Annotated in this window: 4 protein-coding genes; all 4 read right to left on the bottom strand. The window is 61.4% G+C overall.

Going from position 1 to position 11,980, the window contains the following annotated elements:
• Positions 1 to 61: 61 nt before the first annotated feature.
• Complete coding sequence (locus tag AC0TNJ_RS14695) at positions 62 to 8,728, bottom strand: glycoside hydrolase family 94 protein (RefSeq protein WP_473771498.1); 8,667 nt, start codon at positions 8,726 to 8,728, stop codon at positions 62 to 64.
• Positions 8,729 to 9,124: 396 nt separating this feature from the next.
• The gene (locus AC0TNJ_RS14690; RefSeq protein WP_473771497.1) at positions 9,125 to 10,177 is read right to left on the bottom strand and encodes a sulfate/molybdate ABC transporter ATP-binding protein; all 1,053 of its coding nucleotides are present in this window, start codon (positions 10,175 to 10,177) and stop codon (positions 9,125 to 9,127) included.
• A 46-nt stretch (positions 10,178 to 10,223) separates the two neighbouring features.
• Positions 10,224 to 11,108 (bottom strand): sulfate ABC transporter permease subunit CysW, encoded by an 885-nt coding sequence (gene cysW / locus AC0TNJ_RS14685; RefSeq protein ID WP_473771496.1) that lies wholly within the window; start codon positions 11,106 to 11,108, stop codon positions 10,224 to 10,226.
• Positions 11,092 to 11,958, bottom strand: a complete 867-nt coding sequence (gene cysT / locus AC0TNJ_RS14680) for a sulfate ABC transporter permease subunit CysT (protein WP_122003019.1) — start codon at positions 11,956 to 11,958, stop codon at positions 11,092 to 11,094. The genes cysW and cysT overlap by 17 nt, the downstream gene beginning before the upstream one ends.
• Between the last annotated feature and the right edge of the window lie 22 nt (positions 11,959 to 11,980).

Raw genomic sequence — 11,980 nt, 5'->3', positions numbered from 1 at the left:
ACCAAACCAAATGCTTGGCAGCAAAAAGAAAGGCGGGTTTTCACCCGCCTTTCTAATCGGTTCACTTCTGTTTGGGAAGCTCCACGATGATTTCGTGTTCGCCGTCCGGCTTGATGGGCACACCCTCTTCCGGCTTGCCCACCTTGCGGCCATTGAGCTTGATCACCTTATCCTTCCCACCGGCCACGACCTTGACGCGGTAGAGCGCTTCGCCGAAGCGGAGTTCCGCTTCATAGCCGTCCCATTCTGGCGGTAAGGCCGGATCAAGATGCAGGCGGTCACCGCGCTTGGTGACGCCGAGGATGCCCTCCGTCGCAACACGGTAGAACCAGCCGGCTGAGCCGGTATACCAGGTCCAGCCGCCCTGTCCGCGACGCGGCTCGACGGAATAGATGTCGGCTGCAATCACATAAGGCTCGACGCGGTAGATATCCGGGTTGCGGCCATGGCTGACCGGGCTGATGAGCGAGAACAGCTTCCATGCTTCCGCCGTCTTGCCCATGCGGGCGAGCGCCAGAATGGCCCATGTCGCACCGTGGGTATACTGACCGCCATTCTCGCGAACGCCGGGCGGATAACCCTTGATGTAACCCGGCTCCTGCACGGTTCTGTCGAAAGGCGGCGTGAAGAGGCGGAGCAGTTCGCCCTCCTCATCCAGCAGGTACTTTTCGAGCGAGGCCATGGCCTGCTCGGCGCGCTTCGGATCGGCAACGCCCGACAGCACGCTCCATGACTGGGCGATGGCATCGATCTGGCACTCGTCGCAGTCCTTCGAGCCAAGCGGCGCGCCGTTGTCGTAGAAGCCGCGGCGATACCATTCACCGTCCCAGCCGTCGCGGTCGAGCGCCGCCGTCAGGCTTTCCAGATGGGCTTTCCAGACGTCGACGCGCTTCTTGTCCTTGCGCGCTTCGGCAATCGGGATGAACCTGCCGAGCGTATAGGCGAGGAACCAGCCGAGCCACACGCTCTCGCCCTCGCCCTTCACGCCGACCAGATTCATGCCGTCGTTCCAGTCGCCGCCAAGGATCAGCGGCAGGCCGTGCTTGCCGGTCCGCGTCACCGCGAGATCAAGCGCCAGGGCGCAATGCTCGTAGAGGCTTGCCGTGTCCTTTGAGATTTCGGGCTCATAGAAGGCGTCGTGTTCACCCTCCTCAAGCTTGCGCCCTTCGAGGAACGGCAGCTTTTCGTCGAGGATGGCGCGGTCGCCCGTCGTCTCGACATAGAGCGACGTACCATAGCCGAGCCAGACGACATCGTCCGAGATCAGCGTGCGGACGCCTGCGCCCGTGGCAGGCAACCACCAATGCTGCACATCGCCTTCCGGGAACTGGCGCGATGCGGCATTGAGGATCTGCGCGCGGGCAAGCGTCGGATCGATGAGCAGCAGCGACAGCGTGTCCTGCAACTGGTCGCGGAAGCCGAACGCACCGCTTGCCTGATAGAAGGCGGCACGCGCCCAGATACGGCAGGCAATCGCCTGATAAGGCAGCCAGCCATTGACCAGAAGGTCGAAAGCCGGATCGGGTGTTTTCACCTGAACGCGGTCGAACAGGCCTTCCCACTGTTGCCTTGCAGCGGCAAGCCTGTCGCTGAACGAAACCTTGCGGGTCTCGGCGATCAGCGTCTTGGCCTGCTTCTGGTCTGCGGCATTGCCGAGCAGGAAGACGACCTCACGTGTTTCGCCGGGGCCGACTTCAATATCGAGGGCAAGCGCCGCACAAGGGTCGCGGCCTGCTTCGACCGTGCCCGAAAGCGCCTTGCCAGCCAGCACGACCTCCGGCCTGTCCACCGAACCGGTGGTACCGATGAACTCGCTGCGGTCGGCAGTCACGGATTGCGGCTTCTCGGTTGCCGCAAAGAAGGCGATCTGCCCGGACTTGTCGGGATGATAGGGATTGCCTGCAAAGAGCGCGCCCAGTTCCTCGTCCTGCGACGGGACGATAAACGGCACGTTCTTGGAGCGGGCATTGCCCAGCACCCATTCCACATAACCATAGACGCGCAGCTTGCGCTTGGAGCGCCCCTTGTTGGTGATGGTCAGGCGCGAGAGACGCACCGGCTTGTCCGCATCCACGATGTGGGTCAGGTCAAGCGCCAGTTCGCCATGCTGTGCCCCGAAGCTCGAATAGCCGTGGCCATGGCGCGCTTCGTAAGTCACCGCCTCGTCGCGCAGCACGCTTGCGGTTGGCGCAAAGGTGCGGCCCGTTTCACGGTCGAGGATATAGATCGCCTCGCCCGGACGATTCGTGACCGGATCGTTCGCCCATGGGGTGAGCTGATAATCGCGGCTGTTGCCTGCCCAGGTGAAAGCCGAACCTTCCGCCGAGACATGGAAGCCGAAATTCGGATTGGCAATCACATTGATCCACGGATGCGGCGTGGTGGTGCGATTGTTGATGCGCACCACATAAGAGCCATCCTCGGCAAAGCCGCCATAGCCGTTCCAGAAGCGGAGATCGTCCCCCGATGGGGCGGGACGGTTCACCGCAGGCTTGACCACAGGACGGCGTTCTTCCGTCCCACGCTCGATGGCGACAGGTGCGAGACCGGCAGCGCCCAGCCCCTGAGCGGACATCTGTGCCGAAGCCTGACCGCCAATCGCGGTCTTGGCGTCGCGCGCAGCCAGATCGACAATGATTTCCTCGCTGCGGCGCAACTGCTCGGCCAGCGAGCCGTTCTGTGCGTGCATGACGATGCGGGCCGAAGCCAGCAGCGTGTTGTAGCTTTCGTCGCTCATCTGGTCACGGCGCACCGCGAAGATGTGCGGCTGGCCACCGCCACGGGCGCGGAACCCTTCGACGATCCAGTCGATGGCGCGCTGTGTATCCTGCGCATAGGAGAAAGCACGCTCGTTGACCGCAACGACATCGACGGTCAGGCCCTTCGAGCGCCAGTATTCCTGCGCGCGCAGCACACCGCGCAACACGTCGAGATCGGCTTCGTTGTCGATGCGCAGCGCGAAGATCGGATAATCGCCCGAAATCGACATCGGCCAGAGGTCCGACTGCTTGCCAAGGCCGCTGGCGATGGTTTCCGGCGGCTGGCGCAATGTCCGCTCCGGATAAAGCAGATAGGCGGCGACCTTCTGGTAATCGGCAGCTTCCGCCGGCTTGATGCCGATATGATAGAGCTGCACCTGCGAACTGGTCCACGACAGGGAATATTCGCGGGCGAAGGTTTCCGGATGGCGATGCAGCGCCACGGCGTGTTCCACCGCATCGCGGCTGCCGCCTGCGAAAGTCCAGAAAACGAGGCTCACCTTTTTATGCGCCGGAACGCGGACGCGTGTGCGCACCGAAGCAATCGGGTCGAGCACGCAGCCCTGACTGCCGGTGAACTTGGCGCCCGGATCGAAGGCAGCCGCATCGCGCAGGCTGCGGCCGCGCCCGACAAAGGCACGGCGGTCGGTTTCGACTTCCGTCTCGCGGATCGAGCCGGAAAGATCGGTCACGAAATGCGCGACATGAATATCGGGGTCGGACGGCCCGCGCTTGCGGCGCTTGGCATAGATGGTCGAACCGTTATCGGAGATTTCGGTTTCCACGAACATCTTGGCGAAGGCCGGATGGGCGGCGTCGCTGTCGCTGTCGGTCAGCACCAGTTCCGCATAGGAAGTGACCTCGATCATGCGGTCGCGGGCCGACGTGTTGATGATGTCGAGCCTGCGGCCCTCACCATCGGATTCCGACGACACGATCACTTCCATGACGGTCTTGATATCACCGGCGGTCTTGTAGAACTCCGCCTTGTCCTCGGTGAAGACCGTCTTGGTTTCCTCTTCCGGGTTGCGGACCGGCTCGCCGGTTGCCGACCACCAGTAGCCGCTTTCCATGTCGCGCAGGAACAGGAACGTGCCCTGAAGGTCTTCCGACGCATCGGCGTGGAAACGGGTGATGTCCCAATTGTGCCAGCGGCTGTAGCCCGAGCCATTGGCCGTCACCATCAGCGCATATTGCCCGTTCGACATCATATGCGTGGTGCGCGGCGCCTTGAACGGCTTGTCGACGATCCGCATCGGCGCGTCGTCGAAACCGCCGGAATCCACCCGCATCGGGTTTTCCGTCTTGGCGTAGATCATCGGGATTTCGCGCGGCGCCTTTTCCTGCAGCAGCAGTTCGGCAGCCTCGATCACCGGATCGGAGTGGAAACGCTCGCGCATCCGGCCTTCGAAGATCACGTTATTGACCGCGATGATCGACATGCCATGATGGTGGGCATAGTAGTTCTTCACGACCGCACAGGTTTCGCCTTCGCGAACACGCGACGGGGTGAAGTCCACCGAATCGTGGAAGCCGTAGCGTCCAAGCGCACCGAGCTTGGCAAGGCGCTTGAGGTTGGCAACGGCTGCGGCAGGCTGATATTGCGCGGCAAGCAGGCTCGCATAGGGGGCGATGACGGCGTTGCGCGACAGGCCGCGCTGGAGACCGAGGTTCGGCACGCCGAAGTTCGAATACTGGTAGTTCATATGCGCGTCACGCGCATTGAACGCCGCTTCCGAAATACCCCATGGCAGGCCGCGCGAGGTCGCATAGTCGATCTGGCGCTGCACCACAAGCTTGTTGGTCTGGTCGAGCAGAGAACCGAGCGGCTCGGACATGACCAGCGGCGGCATCAGATATTCGAACATCGAGCCGGACCAGGAGAGCAGAGCGCCCTTCCAGCCCACCGGCACCAGAAGACGGCCAAGCTTGAACCAATGCTCGACCGGCACGTCGCCCTTGGCGATGGCAAACAGGCTCGCCAGGCGCGCTTCCGATGCGAGAAGATCGTAGCAGCTTTCGTCCAGTTCGTTTTCCTGCACGCGGAAACCGATGGAAAGCAGGCGGCGCTCCTTCCGTTCCAGGAAGCCGAACTGCATGTCGAATGCCAGCTGGCGCGAACGGGTTGCGAGATCGCGCAGGCGCTCACGCAGCGCGTCCGTGTCGTGTTCCCCGATGGAATCGTCCGTATGCGCCTTGCAGGTATCGACCAGAATGCGCGCCCATTCCACGGCTTCGGCGCTTGCCGGGGTTTCAATCTCGCCGTCGAGTTCGTCCATCAGTCGGACGATGTCGGTCGCGAAAAGCGACAGGTTGATGGTGCGGAAGGACGCCGTTTCCGGCTCGTCCTTGATGGACAGCACGGCGCGGCGGAAATTGGCGATCCGCTCTTCCAGGCGGCGGCGCAGAGGACGCAGAATCCGGCGGTCGTCCGGGATTTTCGCGATTGTCTCTTCAAGGATGTCGTTGACATCGAGAATCCCGTCGAGATCGCCCTGCATATAGACGGACGGCGCTTCCGCCCATTCTTCCATAGCCGAGGAGAGCGTGACCAGATGGCCGGCAAGATTGCCGCTATCCACCGCCGAGACATAAAGCGGACGCATCGGCGTCAGCGTGTTGGTCTCGTACCAGTTATAGAGATGGCCCTGATATTTCTCCATCTTTTCGAGCGTCGTGACCGTCGCCTCGACGCGATCCAGCGTTTCGCCGAAGCCGATCCAGCCGAAATCGCGGGCGGCAACAACCGACAGGAGATAGACACCGATATTGGTCGGCGATGTGCGCTGCGCGACAATCGGCGCCGGGTCTTCCTGGAAATTGTCCGGCGGCAGATGGTTGTTTTCCTCGTTGGCGAAATCGGCAAAATAACGCCAGGTCCGGCGCGCATAGCGGCGCAGGTCGGACTTGTCGGAAGAAAGCACTTCCAGCGTGTCCTGCGGCTTGGCCGACCGGCTGACCAGCCAGGCGATCAGCGGCGAGGCAAACCAGATGACGGCGAAAGGCGCCGCGATCAGCGCGGCATGGCTTTCAGCGGCAAGCGGGACGAAGATCGCCAATCCCGCAATGGCCATGGCGGGCCACATGAGCTGGAAATAGAACAGCAGCGTATCGGGCGAGGTTCTCGCCTGCGCCGCCGTGCGCCATTCCAGAAGATTGCGGTGCGAGACGAACAGGCGATAGACGGTGCGTGCGATGGCGTCCGCCATCAGGAACGCCGAATGGGCGATGAAGGTGGTGCGCAGCGCCACATCCGCCGTGCCAAGCGCAATGTCGGTCAGCACCGACTGCGCATGGCCTTTCAGCGAATAGTCCATGTTGCGCGGAATGAGATTGGTGACGATCCCGAAGGTGGGCGCCACGAACATGGAAAGGATGAGGAAGCCCTGCCAGACGGCAGCGGGCCCGATCGGCAGCACGCTCCAGCCGACGACGGCTGCAATCAGCCACAGGATCGGATTGAGCGAGCGGCGCAGATTGTCGACCATCTTCCAGCGCGTAATGGCGCTGACACCGGCATTGGTGGAGAATAGCCACGGCAGAAGCTGCCAGTCGCCGCGCGCCCAGCGATGGTGGCGCGACACGTCGACATTATAGCCGGTCGGATAATCCTCGACCACCTCGACGTCGCTGACAAGCGCCGCGCGGGCATAGCCGCCTTCGAGAAGGTCGTGGCTGAGCAGCGTGTTTTCCGGCACGCGGCCCTTCAGCGCGGCCTCGAAAGCATCGATGTCGTAAAGGCCCTTGCCGGTGAAGGTGCCTTCGCCGAGCAGGTCCTGATAGGTGTCGGATACGGCAAAGACGTAAGGATCGATACCGCGATTGACCGAGAAGACGCGCTGCAGGAACGACGCCTCGTCGCCGGTGGTGAGTGAAGGCGTGACGCGCGGCTGCAGAATGCCGTAGCCGCGGATGACCTTGCCGGTCTTTTCGTCGATGATCGGGCGGTTCAGCGGATGGCTGAGCTTGCCAGCCAGATGCGTGACGGATTCCGGCGTCAGACGCGTATCGGCGTCCAGCGTCATCACATATTTGATTTCCTTCGGCAGGCGCTCGTCGGCGGGGAAGAAGCTCGTATCCTGATCGCCGCGCAAGAGCAGGTTCAGCTCATGCAGCTTGCCGCGCTTGCGCTCCCAGCCCATCCAGCAATTCTGCTTCTCGTTGAACAGGCGGCGGCGGTGCAGAAGGAAAAAGCGCGGCTGGTCGTCGCCCGTATAGTGCTCGTTGAGCTTGGCGATTTCCTCTCGCGCATATTCGTAGATTTCCATATCCGCAGGCGTGATCTCGTGCTTCGCATCGGTCCAGTCGCTGACCAGCGCGAAATAGATTTCACCACGCGGATTGGTGAGATAGTGCACTTCGAGATTGCGGATCTGCTCGTCGATGGAATCACGCGAGGTGATGAAGGTCGGCACCGCGACCAGCGTGCGCGCCTCTTCCGGCAGGCCTTCCTTATATTCAAAACCGATGAGCCGTGTCGGCTGCACGAACCACGGCACCAGCGCATTGAACAGCGAATAGGACGCATCCATCGCCGGGAAGAGCGCCAGCAGCGTGAACAGCGTGCGCAGATCGGTCGAAAGACCGGCGCGGATCATGCAGTAATTGACGAGAGTGAGAATCAGGATCGTGAAGATCGCCGTGGGAATGAACAGGCCCCAGAGGCCAAGACCGCGATAGAAACGCAGCGCCTTGACGCCGAAAGGCGCGTGATAGCCGCAGACTTTTTCCAATTCCCTGCGGCCTTCGCCGGAGAGGTAATAGGCGATGGCGCCCTTGCCTTCGGCTTCCGGGTGCCCGGCCTTTTCGGCGCGGTGGCCGTCTTCGGCCAGCTTGAGCGCCGCCCATGTGATATCGATTTCGCTCATATCCGAATAGCGGGCGAGCTTTTCGATGGTGACGCGATAGGCGTTGCGGGAGCGGAAATCCAGAAGCTCGAAATCGCTGTGGTCGCGCAGGATCGCATCGACCTCGTTGACGGTTTCAAACCAGGTTTCCCAGTCCACGTCGTCAATGGACTTGAGCGAACGGATCACGTTGCCCATCGTCACGCCGCCGGTGGACTGGCGGGCATGTTCCTCGACGATGGCGTCTTCGGGGTTGCTGCCTTCCTGTTCCAGTATCCGTTCCAGCCAGCTTGCAGCAGCCGTTGTGTCGGTGGAGGCGGAGCGCAGGCGATAAAGAAGATGGGTCGCGAAAGTGCTGTCGCGGGCGGCATCGGCATATTGCGCCAGGACCGAATCCAGCTCAGTGCCATCGGCTGCAACCACAATGCGGTCGGCGGCGGTATTGGCGAGATTGCGCATGATGCGCGCGCGGTCGACGCGCAGCGCCAGACGCCGCGCATTCTCGATCAGGAAATAGCGCACCGCGGAAGGCAGCGCCCACAATTCACCGATCTTGAGCGGTTCGACGGTCTGGAAACCCTTGACGATGGCCGTCAGCGTCTTCAGCGAAAAATTGCTGTCCGTATGGGCGACATAGAGCCAGGCCAGCGCGAAAATGCGCGGCATGCCTTCATAGTGCCCGGTCGCAGCCTTGTAGAGCGGCAATTGGCGGATGAAGCGGCGCGGCAGGTCGCGGCGGGCCTGCTGCACGTTCTTGTCGATCTGGTAATGGTTGTCGAGCAGCCATTGCGCGGCAGGCGTGATGGTTTCGCCCGCGCGCGACGCCGCATCGGAAGCGCGATAGGCGTGCAGGATCAGCTTGCCGTTTTCAGACAGGCGCTGATCGAACGGGAAGGCAATATAGCCCGGCAGCGGAATGTCTTCGCCCCGCGCCACGGCAGCGGCAAGCGCGCCAAGTTCTTCCTCGGTCTTGTATAAGGCCCGGATGGGAGATGGCTGCTCGGGCGGAATCCCGACCGACGCACGATGTTCGCTGGATTCGGGTTCCATCGAAGGTTTCTGCATCGGCGATTTATTCTCGGTAGAGGTTGATCTGGAGAGCGAAGAAGACAATTCCGGCATCTGCCTTAACAGCCTTTCCGAAGGAAATGAGTTATCTGCGGCGGGTGGATACTGACATTAGTCCGAATTTTCATTTCAGGGAAACGGCAGTATCCGTGATCGGTTCCCTGAATGTCGAGCGCATTTGGCCAAAATGCGACGGCGCAATGTGCTGATATTCAAACCGTTTAAATCGCAACGCACAATTCTTTCCGCCCATTAATTTTGCGTTATGAAATTCCCCATTCCCTGCAACCCTAACATATTGAAAATAAAAATAATACCACCGCAGGTAACGCCTTGCAAAATTTCAGCGCCGCACGGCTCGTGCCCGCCGATAGAAAAAAGCCCGGCAGATGCGCGGGAATCACCGCCTGTCTGCCGGGCCTTGCGTTTTGGTTCACCGCAAAGTGACGATCAGGAACCGGTGTCCTCCGCCGGAAAAAGCTTCCAGTAACGCGGACGAAAAGCGATGCGGCTCTTTTCCGCGGCAGGATGTTCGGCTGGAATTTCGATCTCAACCCGCTCGCGTGCGCCGCCGACTTCCAGTTCGACGCGCCGCTTGCCTCCCGAACGGCGGCTTGCCACCACCGTGCCAGCGATGCAGCCGCCGCAACCGTCCAGCAATTCGACATCGTGCGGGCGGAAGAAGAGCTGCGCATCCCCGTCCGCCACGCCCTCAGCGGTCAGGCCGATATTGCGGTCCACCAGCCAGACCTCGCCCTTTTCAACCCGCACCGGAAGCGTGCTCGATTCGCCGATGAAGCCATAGACGCCGGGGGAATTCGGATTGTCATAGACTTCGTCCGGTGTGCCGACCTGCTCGATACGGCCCTGGCTCATCACCACCACGCGGTCGGCAAGCTCCAGCGCCTCGTCCTGATCATGGGTCACGAAAACGGTGGTGTGGCCGGTCTTGTCGTGGATCTCGCGCAGCCAGCGGCGCAGTTCCTTGCGCACCAGCGCATCGAGCGCGCCGAACGGTTCGTCGAGAAGCAGGACTTTCGGTTCGATGGCCATGGCGCGGGCGAGCGCCACGCGCTGGCGCTGGCCGCCGGAAAGCTGCGCCGGATAGCGCTTTTCCAGCCCCTGCAACTGCACGAGATCGAGCAGCTCCAGCGCGCGGCTGCGAATGGCATCGCTCGACGGGCGCGTCGCGCTCGGGCGAACCTTGAGGCCGAAGCCGACATTGTCCGCAACCGTCATATGGCGAAACAGCGCATAATGCTGGAAGACAAAACCCACATTGCGTTCCTGCACGCTCTTCTGCGATGCGTCCTCGTCACCGAAAAAGATGGTGCCTTCAGTCGGGGTTTCCAGCCCGGCAATGAGGCGCAAAAGCGTGGTCTTGCCTGAGCCGGAAGGCCCGAGCAAAGCGATCAGCTCGCCGGAACGAATATCCAGCGAGACATTATGCAACGCCGGGAAGCGAGCGAACTCCTTACGCACACCGGCAACACGAACTTCCATTCCCAATCCTTTCCCCTGCCGCCATGCGGCCATGCTTCTTCAAATGTTAGTGCCCGTTGCCGCTACCGGCCAGTTCATCGCCATAGCGCAATTCCAGCGCCGTCTTGATGGCGAGCGTCAGCAGCGCCAGAAATGCCAGGAGCGACGCCACCGCGAATGCTCCGACGAAATTATATTCGTTGTAGAGAATTTCCACATGCAGCGGCATCGTATTGGTGAGGCCGCGAATATGTCCAGAGACGACGGAAACGGCGCCGAATTCGCCCATTGCACGCGCATTGCAGAGCAGAACCCCATAGAGCAGCCCCCATTTGATGTTGGGCAGCGTCACATAGCGGAAGGTCTGCCAGCCATTGGCGCCGAGCGAAATCGCCGCCTCCTCGTCGCCGGTTCCCTGTTCCTGCATCAGCGGGATCAATTCGCGCGCAACGAAGGGAAATGTGACGAACACAGTCGCCAGTACTATACCCGGAACGGCGAACAATATCTCGATCCCATGCCGCGACAACCACGGACCAAGCAGGCTGTGACTTGAGAACAGCAGCACGAAAACAAGGCCGGAAATGACCGGCGACACGGAAAAAGGCAGGTCGATCAGCGTCGTCAGCAACGCCTTGCCCTTGAATTCGAACTTGGCGATAGCCCACGCCGCCGCAATGCCGAACACCAGATTGAGCGGCACGGCAATGGCTGTAACCAGGAGGGTCAGCTTTATCGCAGCCCAGGCGTCCGGCTCGACCAGCGCCGCCAGATATTCACCCGCGCCCTTGCGGAAGGCTTCCACGAAGATCGCGATGACCGGCAGGATGAGGAAAAGCGCCAGAAAAGCCAGCGCCAGAGCGATCAACGTGATGCGCGTCGGCAGACTTTCGGTGACGGCGCTTCGGCCTTCGCGGGAGGAGGAAGCGGCAGGTTCATTCGCCATGACCATATTTCCTCCGTGTCCACGACTGGATGAGATTGATGAAAAGCAGCATCGCGAAGGATAGCGCCAGCATCACCGTGGCAAGTGCTGTCGCCCCGGCATAATCATATTCCTCAAGCTTGATGACAATCAGAAGCGGGGCGATTTCCGAGACATAGGGCGTGTTGCCGGCGATGAAGATGACCGAGCCATATTCGCCGACGCCGCGCGCGAAGGCGAGCGCGAAGCCGGTAAGGATCGCCGGTTGCAGGCTTGGCAGCAGCACCCGCCAGATCGTCTGGAAGCGCGAAGCGCCAAGCGTTGCCGCTGCCTCTTCGACCTCGCGGCTGATTTCCTCCATGATCGGCTGCACCGTGCGCACCACGAAGGGCAGGCCGATGAAGATCAGCGCGATAACGATACCCACCCGCGAGAACGCAACCCGGATACCCAAGGGGGCCAGCAGGCTGCCGACCCAGCCATTCGGCGCGTATATCGCGGCAAGCGCGATACCGGCCACCGCCGTTGGCAGTGCAAACGGAATATCGACGATGGCATCGACAAAGCGGCGGCCCGGAAAGCGATAGCGCACCAGAACCCAGGCGAGGATGACGCCGAAGACGACATTGACCAGCGCCGCGATGAAGGCGGTGCCGAAGCTCGTTTCAAGGGCTTTCAATGTGCGCTCGTCGGTGATGAGACGCCAGAAGCCGAAAAGGCCGACTTCGGAGGAACGCAGCACCAATGCCGCAAGCGGAATGAGTATGAGAAGGGTCAGATAGGCAACACTGAAGCCGAACGTCAGCCCGAAACCGGGAATGACGCTCGGCCTTCGAAAGTGCGACCCTGCTCTGGCCCGTGCAGGGAGCGAAGTCATGCGCTGGTTTGTTCCCTCTTTA

This window comes from Ochrobactrum sp. PL_is483 (assembly GCF_055816855.1).
The sequence above is the reverse complement of the archived record's forward strand: the minus strand, read 5'-3'. Positions and strand labels throughout refer to the sequence as shown.

What these genes read in the sequence shown, in the direction of transcription:
- cysW (WP_473771496.1), bottom strand. Translation starts at nt 11,108, where the DNA reads ATGGTCATGGCGAATGAACCTGCCGCTTCCTCCTCCCGCGAAGGCCGA.
- cysT (WP_122003019.1), bottom strand. Translation starts at nt 11,958, where the DNA reads ATGACTTCGCTCCCTGCACGGGCCAGAGCAGGGTCGCACTTTCGAAGG.
- AC0TNJ_RS14695 (WP_473771498.1), bottom strand. Translation starts at nt 8,728, where the DNA reads ATGCCGGAATTGTCTTCTTCGCTCTCCAGATCAACCTCTACCGAGAAT.
- AC0TNJ_RS14690 (WP_473771497.1), bottom strand. Translation starts at nt 10,177, where the DNA reads ATGGAAGTTCGTGTTGCCGGTGTGCGTAAGGAGTTCGCTCGCTTCCCG.